Annotated in this window: 14 protein-coding genes; 2 read left to right on the top strand and 12 right to left on the bottom strand. The window is 64.0% G+C overall.

Translation table 11 applies throughout. The features are described from left to right. From sprA to RMO51_RS01085, 4 genes are all read right to left on the bottom strand, one after another. A partial coding sequence (sprA, locus tag RMO51_RS01100; RefSeq protein WP_310391238.1) for a cell surface protein SprA occupies nt 1-1177 on the bottom strand: 1177 nt, incomplete at its 3' end. Nucleotides 1178-1367: 190 nt separating this feature from the next. Beyond that, complete coding sequence (ruvA, locus tag RMO51_RS01095; protein ID WP_310391236.1) at nt 1368-1973, bottom strand: Holliday junction branch migration protein RuvA; 606 nt, start codon at nt 1971-1973, stop codon at nt 1368-1370. A 302-nt stretch (nt 1974-2275) separates the two neighbouring features. Then, complete coding sequence (locus tag RMO51_RS01090) at nt 2276-4546, bottom strand: NADP-dependent malic enzyme (protein ID WP_310391234.1); 2271 nt, start codon at nt 4544-4546, stop codon at nt 2276-2278. 117 nt (nt 4547-4663) lie between these two features. After that, nucleotides 4664-6820 carry a LysM peptidoglycan-binding domain-containing protein gene (locus RMO51_RS01085; protein WP_310391232.1) on the bottom strand — a complete coding sequence of 719 codons (2157 nt, stop codon included), beginning with the start codon at nt 6818-6820 and terminating at the stop codon, nt 4664-4666. 178 nt (nt 6821-6998) lie between these two features. Between RMO51_RS01085 and RMO51_RS01080 the strand changes: the two genes are divergently transcribed. Beyond that, nucleotides 6999-8051 (top strand): serine hydrolase domain-containing protein, encoded by a 1053-nt coding sequence (locus RMO51_RS01080; RefSeq protein ID WP_310391230.1) that lies wholly within the window; start codon nt 6999-7001, stop codon nt 8049-8051. 71 nt (nt 8052-8122) lie between these two features. On the opposite strand, the gene gatA is transcribed toward RMO51_RS01080, so the two are convergent. Genes gatA through tatA form a run of 3 tightly spaced genes read right to left on the bottom strand, consistent with a single transcriptional unit; the run spans nt 8123 to nt 10412 of the window. Then, on the bottom strand, nt 8123-9550 hold the full coding sequence (gene gatA, locus RMO51_RS01075) for an Asp-tRNA(Asn)/Glu-tRNA(Gln) amidotransferase subunit GatA (RefSeq protein ID WP_310391228.1): 1428 nt from the start codon (nt 9548-9550) through the stop codon (nt 8123-8125). 28 nt (nt 9551-9578) lie between these two features. After that, nucleotides 9579-10046 carry a twin-arginine translocase TatA/TatE family subunit gene (locus RMO51_RS01070; protein WP_310391226.1) on the bottom strand — a complete coding sequence of 156 codons (468 nt, stop codon included), beginning with the start codon at nt 10044-10046 and terminating at the stop codon, nt 9579-9581. A gap of 15 nt (nt 10047-10061) precedes the next feature. After that, nucleotides 10062-10412: a twin-arginine translocase TatA/TatE family subunit gene (tatA, locus tag RMO51_RS01065; protein WP_310391224.1), complete on the bottom strand. Its 351-nt coding sequence runs from the start codon at nt 10410-10412 to the stop codon at nt 10062-10064. 271 nt (nt 10413-10683) lie between these two features. On the opposite strand from tatA, the gene RMO51_RS01060 reads away from it, so the two are divergent. Continuing rightward, nucleotides 10684-11634, top strand: a complete 951-nt coding sequence (locus tag RMO51_RS01060) for a GAF domain-containing DNA-binding protein (RefSeq protein ID WP_310391222.1) — start codon at nt 10684-10686, stop codon at nt 11632-11634. A 262-nt stretch (nt 11635-11896) separates the two neighbouring features. On the opposite strand, the gene RMO51_RS01055 is transcribed toward RMO51_RS01060, so the two are convergent. From RMO51_RS01055 to dut, 5 genes are all read right to left on the bottom strand, one after another. Then, nucleotides 11897-13405: a peptidoglycan DD-metalloendopeptidase family protein gene (locus RMO51_RS01055; RefSeq protein ID WP_310391221.1), complete on the bottom strand. Its 1509-nt coding sequence runs from the start codon at nt 13403-13405 to the stop codon at nt 11897-11899. An 81-nt stretch (nt 13406-13486) separates the two neighbouring features. Further along, complete coding sequence (locus RMO51_RS01050) at nt 13487-14257, bottom strand: DUF4292 domain-containing protein (protein ID WP_310391219.1); 771 nt, start codon at nt 14255-14257, stop codon at nt 13487-13489. A 130-nt stretch (nt 14258-14387) separates the two neighbouring features. Next, a complete protein-coding gene (locus tag RMO51_RS01045) occupies nt 14388-16223 on the bottom strand; it encodes a tetratricopeptide repeat protein (protein WP_310391216.1) in 1836 nt (611 codons plus the stop codon). Nucleotides 16224-16423: 200 nt separating this feature from the next. Then, nucleotides 16424-17434 (bottom strand): sugar phosphate nucleotidyltransferase, encoded by a 1011-nt coding sequence (locus tag RMO51_RS01040; RefSeq protein WP_310391215.1) that lies wholly within the window; start codon nt 17432-17434, stop codon nt 16424-16426. Nucleotides 17435-17545: 111 nt separating this feature from the next. Further along, nucleotides 17546-17980 carry a dUTP diphosphatase gene (gene dut, locus RMO51_RS01035; RefSeq protein ID WP_310391213.1) on the bottom strand — a complete coding sequence of 145 codons (435 nt, stop codon included), beginning with the start codon at nt 17978-17980 and terminating at the stop codon, nt 17546-17548. Nucleotides 17981-18291 lie beyond the last annotated feature (311 nt).

Here is an 18291-nt window from a genome sequence, read left to right as displayed (position 1 = left end):
CCTGGAGCGTCACCACGTTGCGCAGGTTTTCGGTGGTGCGGTTGTCGTTGGTCACGTACACCTCCAGGCGCGTGATGGTTATGCCGCTCTGGATGGTGGGCAGGTTGCGCAGGGCCTGGTCGTACTTCTCGCGGAAAAACTGCGACAGGAAGAAGTGCCGGTCCCGCTCGTACTGGCTGGCCTTGATTTCGTACTGCCGGCTCTGGGCGCCGTTCTGGATGCGCACCTCGTCGGCGGTGCCGCGCACGGTGGCGGCCACGGCCGTCACGCCCAGCTTGCCGAACTGCAGCTGGGTTTTGATGCCGAACAGGTTCTGGCCGCCCTGCACCAGCGAGTTGGTGAGCGGCAGGCTCACGTTGCCCAAATCCAGCTTGCGGATGATGTCCGTCTCCTCGCCCGCGTAGTCGAACTTCATCTGGTTGTCGAAGTCGAACGAGGCCTTGGTGTCGTAGTTGAACACCAGCTTGAGCTTGGTGCCAATCTGCCCGGTCAGGTTCACGTTGATGTTCTGCTCGAACAAAAAGTCGCCCACGCTCTGCTGGCGCAGGGTCAGGGCCGGGTTCTCGTTCCTGTTGTACCGCCCCCCAAACTTGAGGGTAACCGAGCCGGCGGGCCGGATGTCGACGTAGCTGCCCCCGAAAATGCGGTTGGCCACGGGCCCGAGGTAAATTTTGGGAATCAGGCGCTGGGCCTGCGGCGTGCCGGCCGCCGCGGCCGGCCCCGCGACGCCGCCCTTGGCCTTCTCGCGGTAGTAGTTGCGGATGCCCTCGCGCCGCTGGTACTCCGCGTACTCCTGGTAGGTGAGCACGCTCGGGTCGCGGTAGTCAATGTCGGCCCCCACCCGCTCGCGCACGTCGAACTGGGTCAGGCTGTCGTCCACGGTCACGTTCAGCTTCACGTTCTTGGGCAGCGGCAGCACCAGCGGCGACTCCCGCCGCTCGGTGCCGAACGGGCTGCCGGGCCGGTCGCGGGGCCGCACCCGCGGGCGGCGGCTGGGGCGGTAGGGGCCCGTGGTGTCGGTGGCCGGCCGGGGGGTGTCGGCGGCCAGGGCGCGGCTGGCGCGCAGCCCGGCCGTGGCCCAGCGCGGGCCGGCCACGGGCGTGGCCTGGGACCACCACGCCAGCAACGACGCAACCGCAACAACCGACGCGGGTAAAAGCTTCTGACCGGATTTCAAGCAGGAAGGGTGAATAGTGGCGCGGGCAAAACGGCCCGCGTCGGGCACGGCACTTGGGACAAAGCGAGCAGTCGGTGCTGGGTAGTCAGCCGCCGAAACCGGGCGGCCGCGGGGCGGCGCACTGTTCGGTACCGACCACTCGATGAAGCAACTCAGGCGGTTGCGCGAATGCAAAAATTCGCGCCTCGACTCAGTGCGACTTCAAAGCAAATTTAATCAATTCCTCCACGCTCAGCTCCCCGCCGTGCTTCTGCTGAATCTGGTCCAGCAGTTTCTCGGCGGCGGCCCGCGCGAAGCCCAGGGTCACCAGGGCCTGCAACGCTTCGGCGCGCCGCGTATTGTGCTGGCGCGCCAGCGGCACGGTGTCCACGCCGGCCTTAGCCAGCAGCTCGTCCTTGCGCAGCTTGTCTTTCAGCTCCAGAATCACGCGCTGGGCCGTCTTCGGCCCCACGCCCTTGATGCTCTGGATGGCCCGCACGTTCTCGCTCACGATGGCCTCCCGGATTTCGCCCACGCTCATGCTGCTCACCATCACGATGCCCGTGCCCGGCCCAATGCCCGACACCGAAATCAGCAGCAGAAACAGCGCCTTTTCGTTCGGGTCGAGGAAGCCGTAGAGCGTTTGCCCGTCCTCCTTGATGTGCTGGTAAGTGTAGATTTTCGTTGCCGTGCCCTCGGCCGGCAGCTTGGAGTAGGTAGCCAGCGAAATCCGCACTTCGTAGCCCACGCCGCCCAGGTCCATGATGGCCTGGGTAGCGTCTTTGTAAGCAAGTTTACCGTCGAGGTAGGCAATCATAAAGCGGGATGAGGAGAAATACAGAGAAGTTCTTCAGAGACTAGGAAACACCAGCAAAAGCATTTTATCTCCCAAATTTACTGGCTTTTCGGCCAAAGAAATTAGACCGAATTGGGGGATTTAAGCGTCGCTCCGGTGCTGACCTCACCCCCTGACCCCCTCTCCCGCGGAGAGGGGGCACCGGTTTTGCGCGGACACTACCACAAATTCCGCGATAGTCAACATGACAATTTAAAGACCGGCTTCCGCGCAAAACCGGTGCCCCCTCTCCGCGGGAGAGGGGGTCAGGGGGTGAGGTTCGCCTACAGCGCCTTGCTGCCCTGCTGCGCGTCGACCACCGCAATGGCCGCCATGTTCACGATATCGCGCACCGACGCGCCCAGCTGCAGGATGTGCACCGGCTTGCGCATCCCCATCAGCACCGGCCCGATGACCTCGGCCCCGCCGATTTCCTGGAGCACCTTGTAGGCAATGTTGCCCGACTCCACGTTGGGGAAAATCAGGGTGTTGGCGCCTTTTTCGGCCAGCGGGCTGAAGCCGTAGTGCTCCTGCAGCAGCCGGGGGCTCAGGGCCACGTTGGCCTGCATCTCGCCGTCGATGAGCAGGTCGGGGAAGCGGGCCTTGGCCAGCTCGGTGGCGCGGCGGGTTTTCTCGGGCAGCGGCCCGGCGTTCGAGCCGAAGTTGGAGTAGCTGATGACGGCCATGCGCGGCTCGGTGTCGAAAAACCGCACGGCGCGGGCCGTGAGGCCAATGATTTCGACCATCTCCTCGGCCGTGGGGTTGATGTTCACCGTGGTGTCGGCGAAAAAGTACGGGCCCTTCTTGTGCTGGATGATGTACATCGACGACACCCGCCGCACGCCTTCTTCCGTGCCGATGACCTGCAGCGAGGGGATGATGCTCTTGCCGTAGTCCTTGGTGAGGCCGGTGATGCAGGCGTCGGCCTCGTCGGTTTCCACCATCATGGCGGCGTAGTAGTTGCGTTCGCGCATCAGGCGGCGGCCTTCGTACAGCGTCATGCCGCGGCGCTGGCGCTTCTCGTAGAACAGGGCGGCGTACTCGTCGCGCTTGGCGTCCTGCTTCAGAATGTTAATAATTTCACAACCCTCCAAATCCAGGCTGTTCTCCCGGGCCAGGGCTTCAATTTTGTCCGGCGGCCCCAGCAGGATGGGCCGGCAAATGCCCTCGTCGTGCAGAATCTGGGCGGCTTTGAGGGTTTTGTAGTTGTCGGCCTCGGCAAACACCACGCGCTTGGGGTTGGCCCGGGCGGCCGAGGTCATGCGGTTCATCAGCTTCTGGTTCACGCCGAGGCGGGCGCGGAGCTGGTCCTCGTAGGCGCTCCAGTCCGCAATGGGCAGGCGCGCCACGCCGCTGGCCATCGCGGCCCGGGCCACCGCCGGGCTGATGGTGGTGATAAGCCGCGGGTCCAGCGGCTTAGGAATGAGATAATTGCGCCCAAACGCCAGGGTGTTGTCGCCGTAGGCCTTGTTCACCATCTCGGGCACGGGCTCCTTGCTGAGGTGGGCCAGGGCGTGCACCGCCGCCAGCTTCATGGCCTCGTTGATTTCGGTGGCGCGCACGTCCAGCGCCCCGCGGAAAATGTAGGGGAAGCCCAGCACGTTGTTCACCTGGTTGGGGTGGTCGGAGCGGCCGGTGGCCATCACGAGGTCGTCGCGCGTGGCCATGGCCAGGTCGTAGCTGATTTCCGGGTCGGGGTTGGCCAGGGCAAACACGATGGGGTTGGCGGCCATGCGCAGCAGCAGGCCGGCCGGCAGCACGTTGGCCGCCGACAGGCCCAGGAACACGTCGGCACCTTCCATGGCCTCGTCCAGGTTGTTGATGGCGCGGCGGGTGGCAAACTGCATCTGAATGGGCGCCAGGTTGGTGCGCCGCTCGTGGATGAGGCCATCCTTGTCGAACACCACCACGTTTTCCAGCTTCAGGCCCAGCGCCAGGTACAGCCGCAGGCACGACACGGCCGCCGCCCCCGCCCCGCTCACCACCACCTTCACCTCCTCGATTTTCTTGCCCACGATTTCCAGCGCGTTCAGCAGCGCGGCCGACGTGATGATGGCCGTGCCGTGCTGGTCGTCGTGCATCAGCGGGATGTTCATCTTCTCCCGCAGCTCGGTTTCAATCCGAAAGCATTCCGGCGCCTTGATGTCCTCCAGGTTGATGCCGCCAAACGTGGGCTCCAGCGCCTTCACAATGCGAATGAACTCGTCCGGGTCGGTGGCGTCAATCTCAATGTCGAAGCAGTCGATGCCCGCGAACTTCTTGAACAGCACGCCCTTGCCCTCCATTACCGGCTTGGAGGCCGCCGGGCCGATGTTGCCCAGCCCCAGCACCGCCGTCCCGTTGCTGATGACGGCCACCAGGTTGCCCTTGGCGGTGTACTTGTACACGTCGTCGGGGTTTTCGGCAATGGCTTTGCAGGGCTCGGCCACGCCCGGCGAGTAGGCCAAGGCCAGGTCGAGCTGGGTGCTCATGGGCTTGGTGGGCACCACTTCGAGCTTGCCGGCGGGTTCCTGGGAGTGGTAGTTGAGGGCGTCCTGTTTGTTTATTTTCAGCATTAGGAATCGTCAGAAATGAAGCCGGCCGCGCGGGCAGCGCGGCCGGGTGGGGCGAAATTAGCGGGAAATGCGCGGGGCGGCGGCGGTTACGCTGGCATTCGGCGGCGCGGCCCCGGCTCAGCCCTGCGGCACCAGCAGCTTCTGGCCCAGCTTCACTTCGTCGGAGGTGAGGTGGTTGGCTTCGCGCAGCAGCTGCACGCTCACCCCGAAGCGGCGCGAGATGTTGAACAGCGTATCGCCGGGCTGCACCAGGTGCACCTTTGGTAGCTCGGCGCGTGTGGCGGCGGCTACCTTGGCGGCGCTTTTCATCGGCTGGGGCAACGCTTCCGGCGCGGCCTCCATCTCGGTACTGGCCGGGGCCCGAAGCACCAGCCGCTGCCCCGGCACCACGTTTTCCGACTTCAGCTTGTTCCAGGCCACGAGCTGGGCCACGCTCAGGTTGTGCGTGCGCGCCAGCTTGGTGAGGTAGTCGCCCTTGCGCACCACGTAGGTTGCCGGCGCTTCGTCGGCGGCCCCCGGCGCTGGCTCGGCTATTTCCTCTGCGGCCACGGCAACCGCGGCCTTCGCTTCATTGCGCTTGGCTTCGGCCGCCTGGGCTTGCGCGAAACGAGCCGCCGTGCGGGCCTGCGCTTCGGCCGCGGCCTGTTGCACGGCCTGCCGCTGCCGGATGGCCATTAGCCGGGCCTCCTGCACTTTTTCTTGACGGGTTATTTCCTGCAGCCGGGCCAGTTCGCGGGCGTTGGCCGCCGCTTGCTCCCGCCGGGCCACCGTTTCTTCCGGGGACAGCGCCGGGCGCACCGAAGCCGGCGCGATGGCCACTACCGGTGGTCCGGCCACCGCTATGGGCGCCACCGGGCGGTGCGGCGCCGCGGCGGGCAGCGGCACAAACACCACCAGTTGCTTGCCGGGCTTGAGCGGCCGGCCCTTGGGCAGCTCGTTCCAGCGGCGCAGCTGCTGCTGGCTCACCTCAAACCGCTCGGCCAGACCAGCCAGCGTTTCGCCCCGCCGCACCTTGTGGGCCACCCGCCGGGAGCGCGGCGCGGCTGCTTCGGTTTCAGCGCGCGGGCCTTCGGTGGCGGCCAGCGGCGCCTGGCTCGTCCACGGCTCCACGCCTGCCAGCCGGGGCGGCAAGAAACCCAGGGGCTGCGGCAGCTCGGCCGTGGGCTGGCAGTAGGCCAGCAGCGTGGCCCTGTCCACGTCGCCCAGGTGCGCCGCGGCCGCAGCCGGAAACCGCACCACGTAGGGCCGGTAGCCGGCCGGCAGGGCGCCGCGCCGCAGCTCCGGGTTAAAGCGCGTCAGGTACAGGGAATCCGCATAGCCGCAGGCCCGGCTCAGGCGGCGCAGGTCGAAGGCGTGGCCGCGCAGACCCAGGGTGTCCAGGGGCTCGGCGTATTGGTAGCGCAACTGGTCGGTGCGCAGGCCGTGGGCCTCGGCGTACTTCATGCTGTACATAATGGCCGTGAAGGTGGGCACGTAATTGCGCGTCTCGGCGGGCATGTGCGGGTAGAGGTCCCAGAAAGTCTTTTTGCCGGTGCGGCGCATGGTGCGCTGCACGCTACCCGCGCCCCAGTTGTAGGCGGCCAGCACCAATTCCCAGTCGTGAAAAATGCCGTAGAGGTAGCGCAGGTGCTTGCAGGCGGCCTCGGTGGCTTTTTCGGGGTGCATCCGCTCGTCCACCCACTCGTCACGCTTCAGGCGCAGGTCGCCGGCCGTGGGGCCCATGAACTGCCAGAGGCCGGTGGCGCCGACGTGCGACTTCGCCGTCGGAATCAGGGCCGACTCCACCACGGCCAGGTACTTCAAATCGGTGGGCAGATTGTACTGCGCCAGGTATTTTTCGAAAATGGGGAAATAGAAATTCTCCCGCTCCAGCACCCGCTGCAGGTAGTCGCGGTTGCGGGCCGTGAACAGCGTCACGAAGGCCATCACCGAGTTATTAAACTGGTGCGGCACGTCGGTTTCAATGCAGCCAATCCGGTCGCACACCAAATCGCGCACGGTGGGCGGGGTCCGCAGCCACTCCAGTCGCGCCGAGTCGACGGCCGCCGGGACCAGCGGCACGGCCACCAGCGAGTCGGGCTGCAACTCCAGGCGCACCCGCACGGTGTCGCCCAGCAGCGCGGGCATCGGGGCAATTACCCGACCCTCAGAGTCCAGTTGCGGTACCTGTTGGGCGCTGGTTTCCGTCGTCGGCAGTAGCAGCCAGGGCAGCACCAGCAGCCACCAAAACCGACCGTTCCGAGCAGTTTTCACTTGCTTAATCCCTTGCTTCATAGCACTAAGGTAGGGCAGAGGTAAACAACTTGTGGAGATAGCAAATCATCTTCCCAACTCAAATATGCTCAGCGGCAGCGTTGTTGAGCTCTGAACCCGGTCGCGCAACGGCCGTTCTGCTTTTATAACCTCCCGCAACTATTATTGAGAGCCACAACGGCACCCTTCCCCCTGACCCATGATACGTCTTCTTTTTTTTGCTTTGATAACCCTGGCTACCAACGCCTTTGCCCAAACCAAGATTGCCAACATCATCGACGCCGAATACGAGGCGGGCCATTTCAATGGCGCGGTGCTCGCAGTCAAGAACGGCCAGATTGTGGCCCAAGTGAACAAAGGCTACGCCAACCTTCAATTTGCGGTTCCCATCACCCCCGACACCCGGTTCCCCGTCGCTTCTATGACGAAGCTTTTCACCGCGGTACTGACGCTGCAGCTACATGAAAAAGGGTTGCTGCGGTTGGATGACAAAGCCGCCGCCTACGTCCCCGGTTTGCCCGCCAACTGCCAGGACATCACGATTACCGCGCTATTGACCCATCATTCCAGGCTGAAGAACGAACCAATCGAGGCTTATCAAGTCGCATATTCAACCACTGAATACGTGAAGAAATTTGTGCTTAAAAACGAAAGCAGGAAAGGCTCCTATTTCAATTACAACAACGTGGATTACGTCCTGCTGACGCGAATTCTGGAGACGGTTTCCAAAAAATCATTTGCGAATCTGGTGCGAGAAAACATCTTTAGGCCGTTGGGAATGAACGATTCAGGCGTAGTCAAAGAATCAAGCGTCGTTCCCAGCCTGGCCTACGGGTACCACAACTACTCGTTCGGCACCGGCAGCCGCCAAGACACCCTGAAGAACGACTCCCGAAAGCTGTCGAATTACGCGGGCGCCGGCGCGGTGTACTCCACAGTGGCGGACCTGTACAAGCTGCTGCAAGCACTGAAGGCCAACACGCTGCTGTCAGCAAAAACCACCGCGGCGTACCTCCAGAAGCCGCAGCAGGCGGAATTTTTAGAATACGCCCGCGGACGCTCAACGGTCGGGTTTTACCACAACAACAAGACGTTTGCCAAGCCAGTCCTGGAGCGCCGGGGCAGCATTGACGGGTTTAATTCGGTCCTGCTGACGAACGAGGAGTTCACCAACGCAGTACTCATTTTAACCAACACCGACACCGCTGACCTAGAGCTAATTGCTGATAAAATCTACGCTGAAATCGAGTAGTGGGCGCCGCCAAAGCGCGCAAGCCTTCGTCAATTCCAGTGTGGGAGGTATCAACACCAGGCGCAGCAGCCCTACGCCAGCACTTCTTCCGTAAGCACGCTGGCAAAGGCCAGTAGCTCCGCTTCGCGGAAGGCGCCGGCCATTATTTGCAGGCCAATGGGCAGGCCGGCGGCATCCTCCCCCACCGGCACCGAGATGGCGGGCACGCCGGCCAGCGAAGCCTGCACCGTGAAAATGTCGGCCAGATACATCGAAACCGGGTTCTGCTTCTCGCCGATTTTGAAGGCCGTGGTGGGCGTGGTGGGCAGCACCAGAAAATCGTACTGCCGCAACAGTTCGTCGGTTTTGTCCTTAATCAGCCGGCGCACGCGCTGGGCTTTGGTGTAGTACGCGTCGTAGTAATTGGCGCTGAGCACAAAGGTGCCAAGCAGGATGCGCCGCTGCACTTCGGCCCCGAAACCCTGGGCGCGGCTCTTTTTATACAACGACTCTAGGTCCGTGGCGTCGGGGGCGCGGTAGCCGTACTTCACCCCGTCGAAGCGGCCCAGGTTGGAGCTGGCCTCGGCCGTGGTGAGGATGTAGTAGGTCGGAATCATGAAGTCGAGGTAGGGAAAGTCCACGGCTTCCACCACGTGACCCTGGCCGCGCAGCAGGTTGAGCTGCGTTTCCAGGGCCGCCTTGATTTCGGGGTTCAGGCCCGCGTTGTCCACGGCGTCGGCGATGTAGCCGATGCGGTAGTGCGGCGCGGGCGTGAGCTGCCGGCTGTAGGCGGGCACCGGGCGCTGGCTGGCGGTGCTGTCCAGGCCGTCGGCCCCGGCCATGACTTCGAGCAGCAGGGCCGCGTCCTGCACCGAGCGGGTCAGGGGCCCAATCTGGTCGAACGACGAGGCAAACGCCACCAGCCCGTAGCGCGAGATGCGCGAGTACGTGGGCTTCAGCCCAATCACGCCGCAGAAAGCCGCGGGCTGGCGCACCGAGCCGCCCGTGTCGGAACCAATGGAGGCCAGACACAGGTCGGCCTGCACTGCCACGGCCGAGCCGCCCGACGAGCCGCCGGGCACCCGGTTGGGGTCGGCGGCGTTGCGGGCGGGCCCGAAGTAAGATGTTTCATTCGAGCCGCCCATGGCAAACTCGTCGCAGTTCTGGCGGCCGATGAGGATGGCATCGGCGTCGAGCAGGCGCTGCACGGCCGTGCCGGTAAACAACGACTTGAAGCCGTCGAGCATCCGGCTGCTGCTCTGCAGTGAGTGCCCGGCGTAAGCCAGCACATCCTTCAGGCCCACCACCATGCCGGCCAGTGGCCCGGCGGTGCCGGCGGCCAGCTTGGCGTCCACGGCGTCGGCCTGGGCCAGCGCCTCGTCGGCCCACACTTCCAGGAAAGCGTTGAGGTGCCGCTGGCGCTCGATGTTGCCCAGGTAATAGGCAACGAGCTGGCGGCAGGACGTGGTGCCCGCCGCCAGCTCGCTACGAACTTCGGATAAGGAATGAAAACGCTTCAAACTGCTTGCAGATTAGGTGACCGACGGGCTAGGCATCAGGGTTGGCGGGGAGGTAGGGCTGCCGGGGCTGGGTGCCTTCCGGGGCCAGGTTGGGCGGCAGCGCGTACGCCACGGGCGGGGCCGGGTCGGGCTGGCTGGGCGCCGGCGCGTGGTCGGCATCAGCGACGGGCAGGCCGGCGGCCGGGGCCGGTGCGGCCCACGGGTCGAACCCCGAGCCGGTTTCGGCCACCGACGCGGCGGGCGGCGGCGTGGGGTACTGGTGCTCGGAGCCGTAGCTGGGCTGCTGCGAATAGCTGGGCTGCGCGGGCTGGCCGGACTGCTCGAACTCCTTACGGATTTCGGTGCTGGCGTCCTTGAACTCGCGGATGCCTTTGCCCAGGCCCCGTGCCAGCTCTGGGATTTTATTGGCCCCGAAGAAAATGAGGATGACGACCATTATCAGCATGAGCTCGGAGCCGCCGATGTCGCCTAAGAACAGGATGAAGGGGGTTTGCATGACTCGGAGCGACGGTTACTGACGCGGCTGGTTGTTGGGGTCGTTGGGATTGAAAACGGGGGCCGCGGGCTGCTGGTAGCCTTGCTGGGAAGCCCCCGGCTGCTGGTACGGAGCCTGGGGTGCGCCCTGCTGCGGATAGGGCGGCTGGTACGGGGGCTGCACGGGCGGCGCGGCGGGCTGGTCGCGGTACTGCGGCTGCTGGGTTTCTTCTATTTTGCTGGCGTCCTTGAACTCGCGGACGCCCTGGCCCATGCCCTTGAACAGCTCGGGAATGCGCTTGGCCCCGAACAACAGTACGATGACAAATACGATGAGCAGAATTTCGGTGGTGCCGAAGCTGCCGATAAGAAACAGGGAATGAAGCATGAGCAGGTGGGCGCCAGGGCCCGGTTAGGGTTATAAAAGAGGATATACGCAGCCCAACGTCTTTTGGAGTCCCAAAGATACCCGATAGCCGGGGTTCGGCGGGTGAAGACGCTTTTGGTGGGCAAACCAAATCAGTTGGTCGCGCCAGGATTCGTATCTGACAAAATCCGGCGCAACATCCTTGGGCCTACAACTTAGCTTTGTTAAGTCCTTAATTCCGGGCTGTCTTCATAATCAAGCTATTCAGCGCCCTTTTACTTCCCTATCGGCCGTGAAAATCCCCAAGCAGGCAGCTCCGGCGAATGCCGCCCTACGCCAAACCAACGAGCCTAAGCGGCCGGAGGCACTCCCTGGCTACCAGGTGCTCGACCTGAACCCCGAACAAGTGTTCGACGACTTGGCCCAGCTCTCGGCCTTTGTTTGCGGCACGCCCATGGCGCTGGTGTCGCTGCTTGACGGCGAGCGCCAGTGGTTCAAAGCCAAAGTGGGTTTGGACCTCAAGCAGATGCCCCGCGAACACGCGTTTTGCCAGGACGCCATGCGCGCCGGCGACGTGCAGGAGATTCCGGACGCCGCCGCCGATGCCCGCTTTGCGCTGAACCCGCTGGTGACCGGCGCGCCCAACATCCGCTTCTACGCCGGCGCGCCGCTGCTCACGTCCGAGGGCCAGCTCCTGGGCACCCTGTGCGCCCTCGACACCGTGCCCCGGCAGCTCAGCGCCGACCAGCGCGAGGCCCTGCGCATCCTGGCCCGCCAGGTGACGGGCCACCTGGAGCTGCGCCGCATCCGCCGGCAGCTCGAAGACGAGCGCCAGCAGTTGGCCGGCCTCCTGCGCATGGCCACCAATTCCGACGAGGCCGCTTACGCGAATGGCCGAACCGAAATTTTTGTCAAGCAAGACCAGCGCCTGGTGCGCGTGGCCACGGCCGACCTGCGGTACGTGGAAGCCCTGGGCGACTACGTGACCCTGCACACCACCCGCGAACGGCTCACGGTGTACGGCACCATGAAAGACCTGGAAACCAAGCTGCCAGCCCGGGACTTTGCCCGCGTGCACCGCAAGTACATCGTGCGCCTCGACCGCATCGCGGCTATTGAAGCCGACACCGCCCTGCTCGACAGCAGCGGCGGGCACCTTGCCGGCCAGACCGGCGCCCCGGTGCGGGTGCCCATCGGCAGCTCCTACAAAGCCGGCCTGCTCGGGCGGCTGAACCTGGTCTGAAAAATGCGCCGTGGGCGCGGGGCCGGCTCTGCGCCCAGGCAAAACGGACGTTCGCCGCGCGGGCACGGCGATTCGCCGAGTAGCCCCGGGGACGCTGCGGGCAAAGCCCCACCTTTGATTCGGTTATCGGTTGCCGCTGGCTAGTAGCCGCTGCTGCCGAGAGCTAAGTTTGTTTTCATAGCTCAGAAAGACCCGCACCTTTGGCGCGGGTTTTTTTACGCCCACTGCCGACGGGGGCGGCTCCCCACGGAGCACGCCGCCCCTACCGGCGGCCCAGCCAGCTTTCCGGGTTCAGGTTGGCCGAGTTGTGCCACACCTGAAACTGGACTTCGGACGTGCCTTCGGCATCGGTGGCCACGGTGCCGATGACGTCGCGGGCACTCACGCGCTGGCCTTCGCTCACGCTCACGGCGCGCAGCTTGGCGTACACGGTGAAGAAGTCGCCGTGCTGAATCATGACGATGGTGTTCATGCCGGCGATGTTGGCAATGGTGAGCACCTTGCCGTCGAAGCAAGCGCGCACCGCCTCGCCGGCCCCGGTCTGGATGTCGACGCCCCGGTTCTCGACGGTTACGTTGCGCAGCACCGGGTGCGGGTGCCGCCCGAACCGCTGGCTGATGAAGCCGCGGCTCACGGGCCAGGGCAGCCGGCCGCGGTTGCCCGAGAAGGACGAAGAGAGCAGCGCCGTTTCGGGCGTGAGGGCAATGCGCACGGCGCGGCGGTCGGCGGCCGTTTCGGCGGCGGTTTCGGGCGCGTCGCTTTCGGGCGCGGCGGTGGCATCGTCGCCGCCGGGGCTGCCTTCCGCGGCGTCAGGGTCGCGGCGCGGGCGGGTAGGGCCAGCCCCGCCGGCAGCGCCACGGGCGGCCCGGGCGGCCCGGGCAATTTCTTCGCGCACGCGCTCGGCAATCAGGTTTTCGAGGCGGGCCACGGCGCGGCGCCGTTCCTCCAGCTCCTGGCGCAGGCCCTGCTCCTGCTGGCTGAGCTGCTGCACCATATCGTCTTCCCGCGATTTGAGGGTGAGCAGGTTGCGGTTCTCGCTCAGCTGGCTGTTGAGCAGACTACTTTTGCGGCGCTGCTGCCGGGTGAGGCCACTGAGCTGCTGGGACAGCCGCTGCTGGGTGCCCACGATGCGCGCCGCCTGCCGCTGCCGTTCTTCGGTGTACTGCCGGACGTAGCGCAGCCGCAGCGCAAACTGGTTGAACGACTCGGCCGCGAACAGAAACATCAGTTGGTTGAAGCCGCTGGCCGTTTTGGAGGCAGTGTAGAGCAGCCGGGCGTATTCGGCCTTGAGCTCGCGCAGCGTCCGCTGGGTTTGCAGCACCTGGCCGGCCGTTTGGTTCACGTTGGTTTCGATGCCGCGCAGCTGGGTCGAAATGCCCCGGATGACTTCCTTCTTTTGGGTCAGCTTGACCTTGATGACGTTCAGCTGGCCCAGGCTTACCTTTTTCTTCGCCTGGGTTTGGTTCAGGGCCTGGCTGGTGCGCTGGATTTGCCGCAGGTTGGCCAGCCGCTCGCGCTCCAGTTGGGCCTTGCTTTTGGCGGGTTGCGGGTTGCGCGTTCCTCGTTTCGGGTTTCGGGTTACCGGCCGCTTGCTCTTGGTGGTTTGGGGCAGCTGTTTCTTCGGGCGCTGCTGGGCGGCGGCGGGGGCGGCCAGACCCAGCAGGCCCAGCAGCAGCAGGCCCAGCAGCCACCAGGGCCCCAGGCCCCGCGCAGCGCGCGGCCTGGCCAGCGCGCTCAGGCTTCCACCAGATAGTAGTGCTTGCTTATTCAACGTCCACCATTTATAAATTTTGTTGCTGGTTGCTGGTTTCTTGTTGTCGGCCATCAAGATTAGAAACCTAAAACCAGCAACCTACTTAATCCGCTTGTAGCCTTTCGGCACGGTGAAGGGAAACGCCAGCCGCTCGCGCCCGGCATTCACCTTAGTGTAGTTGACGGCCGCCGTGACCACGCCCGTCCCCGGCTGCTGGGCCTGAATAAACGTGGCGTGCGCAAACGGCAGGCTGGCCTGTTCCTCCAGCGGCCGGAAGTCGGTGTAGTCAACCGTCAGGTTGCGCTTGGTGCTGTCGTCGCTCACCTTCAACTGCTGCACGCGGCCGGTGCCGGCCTGCAGCAGCCGCTCAACCAGCACGCCCGCCAGCGGGTAGCTCACGCGCTGACGGCCAGCTTCTTCGGTGGTTACGGTGGGCGCGGTGCCGGCGGGGGCGGGCAGGTAGTCGCCCAGCAACAACGCCTGCATCTGGGCGAAGCTCACGGGCACGTTCAGCAGCTTGCCGAGGTAGTCGTAGCCGCCCGTGAAGTAGGTTTTATCCAGCTTGTTCAGCACCCGCACCGAGTCGCGGGTGAGCACGGCCCGCACGCCTTCCACGCCCAGCAGGCCCGCCGTCACCCAGATAATGCTGTCGCGGCGCATGCGCAGGGCAATGTTGGCGCCCTGCTTATTGCCCTTCAGGGTAATCTGAGCCTTGCCCTTGGCGTTGAGAAACGTGAACGTGGTGTTGGTGGACCGCACGGCCGGCTCGGCCACGGCCACCGACGTACCCGGGCCGTTGGTGGCCGTGGTGGGCACGGCCTTGCGGGCGCAACCCGACGCAATGAGCAATGAGCAATGAGCAACGAGCAAGGCCCCAAGCTTAAATGAACGCCCAGAAGAGCGGCCTCTCCCTCCAGTCAACTCATTTCGGGACAGCACAGCCACGGCCATTTGGCTGTCATTGCTCATTATTAACTGCTCATTGCTCATTGAAATAACTCTACTCATACAGTTTCTGGTCTTTCAACTTGCGCTCCAGCAGGTTGGACGCCCCCCCGATTTTGCGGGCGCGCTGCCACTGGGCCACGGCTTTTTCCCGCTCGCCGAGCTGGAAGAGCACGTCGCCGTAGTGCTCGATGATGGAGCCGTCTTTGGTGGCCAGCTGGATTTTTTCGAATGCCGCCCGGGCCCCGGCGTAGTCCTTCATCTTGTACAGCACCCAAGCGTAGGTGTCGAGGTAGGTGTCGCTGTCCGGGAACTGCTTGATGACCTTGCCCGACATCTGCTTGGCCTTGTCCAGCTTCTCGCCCCGCAACGACAGAAAGTAGCTGTAGTTGTTCAGCACCTGCACGTTGTTGGGGTCGCTGACCAGCGCGGCCTCGTAGGCGGCATCCGACTTGTCGTATTCTTTCAGCTCGTGGTAGGCATCGCCCAGCTGCGAATCGAACTGCCCGAGCAGCACGGCGTTGCCCACCACCAGCCGGCGGCCGTGCTCCAGGGCCTTCACGCCCTTCTGCGACTGCTTCTTCAGCAAGTGGGCCACGCCGTTGTAGAACCAGAGCGACGCCTGGTTCGGGAACAGCTCCAGCGCGCGGTCGGTGTGGGCCAGCAGCGAGTCGGTCTGGTTCAGCTCGGCGTCGATGAGCACCACTTGCTGCCAGATTTGGAATTTGGAGTTGTCGTAGCGCAGGGCCTTGAGGTAGGTATCGCGGGCTTCCTTTTTGCGGTCGGTCAGGGTCTGGATGTCGCCGGCCACGGCGTAGGCCTTGGCTTCCTTGGGGTGGGTTTTGATGGTGGCCGCGGCCAGGTCCCGGGCCAGTTGGTTCACCGGCTCCTTGGGGCTGGGCAGCTGCTTGATGTAGCCCACCAGGATGCGCACCCGCTCGTCGATGTCCAGGGCCGGGCTGGCGAAGGCCAGCTTGAGCTGCTGGGCCGACTCATCGGGCTGGTTCTGTTGGCGGTACACTTCGGCCAGAATCATGTGGGCCTGGGGGCTGTCGGGGTCGAGGCGCAGGGCCTGCTGGGCCACGCGCACGGCGTCGGGCAGGCGGTTGTTGCTGGCGTACATCTCGGCCTGGGCCAGCACGTAGCGGCTTTCGGTGGGGTTGGCCTTGATGAGCTTGTCGCCCTCGGCAATGGCCAAATCCAGCTTGTTCTGCTTGAGGTAAATCTGCTGCTTCTTGAAGGAAATCTCGTCCACCTGCCCGAACTCCTTCTCGGCCTGCTCCAGGGTGGTCAGGGCGTCGGGCAGCTTGTTCTGGGCCAGGTACAGGTCGGCCAGGTTGAAGAGGTAGTTGGTGGAATTGGGCACCTGCTTGATGAGGGCCGCGTAGGTTTTGGTCGCGCCCTCGTACTGCTTCTGGCTGGCCTGAATGTTGGCCAGCAGCAGGTAGTAATACGCGTTTTTTGGCTCCAGGCGGATGGAGGCTTCCGCGTAGTTGGTGGCGTCGCGCAGGTTGCCGCTCAGCAGGTTGGCCTCCGCAATCTTGTAGTTGATGGCCGCGTTTTCGGGGTTCAGCGCGTAGGCTTTCAGCAGCCGCTCCAGGGCTTTGGTATAGTCCTCAAGGAGCACAAATTTCACCCCCTCCACAAACAGGGCCTCGCTCTGCTCCTGCTCCCGCTCCGACTGCTGCGCCGACATGGCCGAGCGCGCGGCGACGCGCCGGGCGCGGACTTCGGCCAGCTTCTTCTCCATGTCGTGCTGCTCTTTCTCCAGCGCCCGCTGCTCTTTGCGGGTCAGCTTGCCGGAGGGCGCGGGGGCACCACCCGCGGGCTGCGCGTGGCCCAGGGCCACCAGCCCCCACCAAAACAACAGAGTAAGAACGACTTGACGCATATGCAATAAAACCGGGCCCCGGGCCCGGTTTGCGAAATTACGGGGAATTAAGAGAGAAGGGGGACGCTGTGCTTAATGAGGAATGAGGAATGAGGAATGAGGAATGAGGAATGAGGAATGAGGAATGAAGAATGGCAGACCGGAAATTCTTAATTTCTCATTCCTCATTCTTCATTAAGCGCAGCGTCAAGCGCAGCGTCTCACACCCGCAGCTGGTTGTAGTCGCCCAGGCTCAGGTCGTCGGGGGTGCCGGTCACGGTGGCGAAGTTGCCAATCATGGAGTTGGTGATGACGGCGTTGAGCACCGTAGCCGACTGCTGCACGATGGAATTCGACAGGCGCGAGTCGCGCACGTTGGCGTGGGCGCCCAGGCTCACGTGCGGCCCCACCACCGAGTCGGTAATCACGGCGTTTTCGCCCACGTACACCGGCGGCAGCAGCACCGAGTTGGTAATGACGGCCGACTCGGCCACCAGCGCCTCGCCGCGCTCTTTCAAGTACTCCAGGTAGCGCTGGTTGGTAAACACCGTGGCGTCCTTGTTGCCGCAGTCGAGCCACTCGGTCACGCGGCCGGGCACGAACACCGTGCCCTGGTTCTTCATGTTTTCCAAGGCGTTGGTGAGCTGGTACTCTCCCTTGTCCTTGATGTCGTTATCGAGCAGGTACTGCAGCTCGCGGCGCAGGTACTCGCCGTCCTGGAAGTAGTAGATGCCGATGATGGCCAGGTCCGACACGAATTCCTGGGGCTTCTCCACGAACTCGGTAATCTGGCCGGCTTCGTTGAGCTTCACCACGCCAAACGGGCGCGGGTCCTCCACCTGCTGCACCCAAATGGTGCCGGGCACGGAGGAATCCAGCGTGAAGTCGGCCTTAAAGAGCGTGTCGGCGAAGGCCACCACCAGCGGCCCGGTCAACGATTCCCGGGCGCACAGAATGGCGTGGGCCGTGCCCAGCGGCTCGTCCTGGTACACGATGGTGCCGGTGGCGCCCACCGACTCGGCAATTTTCACCAGGCTCTTTTCCACCTCGGCCCCGAAGCGGCCGATGATGAAGGCCACTTCGTCCACCGGCTCGCCGCACACCTTGGCAATGTCCTCCACGAGGCGCTGCACGATGGGCTTGCCCGCGATGGGAATCAGCGGCTTGGGAACGGTGAGGGTGTGGGGGCGCATGCGCTTGCCCATGCCGGCCATCGGGACGATAATCTTCATTAGTGATTAGTAGTTGGTGATTAGTGATTAGTGGGCAGTAATTAGTGGTTAATGATTAACGGTTAGTATTGCTCAAAAAACCACTAACCGCTAATCATTAACCACTAATTGCTAAACTCCCGTGCTTCCATACCCGCCCGCGCCGCGCTGGGTTGCGCTCAGGGCCTCGGCGGGCTGCCAGCTGATGACTTCGTGCCGGGCCACGACCAGCTGGGCAATCCGTTCGCCATCGTGCACCACGAACGGCTCGGCGGATAAATTCACCAGCAGCACCTGGATTTCGCCCCGGTAGTCGGCATCAATCGTGCCCGGGCTGTTCACCAGCCCAATGCCATGCTTGACGGCCAGCCCGCTGCGGGGCCGCACCTGCCCTTCGTAACCAACCGGAATTTCCAGGCTCAAGCCCGTCGGAATCAGGGCCCGCTCCAGGGGGCCCAGCGTCAGGGGCGCGTCGGGCAGGTGGGCCCGGAGGTCGAGGCCGGCGGCGTGGGGCGTCTGGTATTCGGGCAGCGGGTGGCCGGAGCGGTTGATGACGGGGATGTGCATGAAAGGACGGTGGGCGGGCGGGCAAAGATAGATGCCGGCTGCCTCGCCGGCTATTACCGGCGGCGTTTGAGCGCCCCAGCGGGCGGCGAACGGGCGGTGGCCGACTAACCGGCCGTTTTTGTCGACCAACAACTGCTCCGGTCGTTGGTCCCTGCTGGCCGGTCGTAAAGCAGCGCGCGGACGGCGGCAGTCGAATAAGCTGGCTACCGCGGCCGGCGTTGCCTAGCTTGAAGCCAACTACTTCAGCCTTAATGGTGATTTCTTTTTAATTTAATAAATTGAATACAAATATATTTTATAAGTAAAGTTCG

The organism is Hymenobacter sp., assembly GCF_031398885.1.
Classification (GTDB): Bacteria; Bacteroidota; Bacteroidia; order Cytophagales; family Hymenobacteraceae; genus Hymenobacter.
This window is presented reverse-complemented; position numbering and strand designations above follow the sequence as displayed.

What these genes read in the sequence shown, in the direction of transcription:
- ruvA (WP_310391236.1), bottom strand. Translation starts at nt 1,973, where the DNA reads ATGATTGCCTACCTCGACGGTAAACTTGCTTACAAAGACGCTACCCAG.
- RMO51_RS01090 (WP_310391234.1), bottom strand. Translation starts at nt 4,546, where the DNA reads ATGCTGAAAATAAACAAACAGGACGCCCTCAACTACCACTCCCAGGAA.
- RMO51_RS01085 (WP_310391232.1), bottom strand. Translation starts at nt 6,820, where the DNA reads ATGAAGCAAGGGATTAAGCAAGTGAAAACTGCTCGGAACGGTCGGTTT.
- RMO51_RS01080 (WP_310391230.1), top strand. Translation starts at nt 6,999, where the DNA reads ATGATACGTCTTCTTTTTTTTGCTTTGATAACCCTGGCTACCAACGCC.
- RMO51_RS01070 (WP_310391226.1), bottom strand. Translation starts at nt 10,046, where the DNA reads ATGCAAACCCCCTTCATCCTGTTCTTAGGCGACATCGGCGGCTCCGAG.
- tatA (WP_310391224.1), bottom strand. Translation starts at nt 10,412, where the DNA reads ATGCTTCATTCCCTGTTTCTTATCGGCAGCTTCGGCACCACCGAAATT.
- RMO51_RS01045 (WP_310391216.1), bottom strand. Translation starts at nt 16,223, where the DNA reads ATGCGTCAAGTCGTTCTTACTCTGTTGTTTTGGTGGGGGCTGGTGGCC.
- RMO51_RS01040 (WP_310391215.1), bottom strand. Translation starts at nt 17,434, where the DNA reads ATGAAGATTATCGTCCCGATGGCCGGCATGGGCAAGCGCATGCGCCCC.
- dut (WP_310391213.1), bottom strand. Translation starts at nt 17,980, where the DNA reads ATGCACATCCCCGTCATCAACCGCTCCGGCCACCCGCTGCCCGAATAC.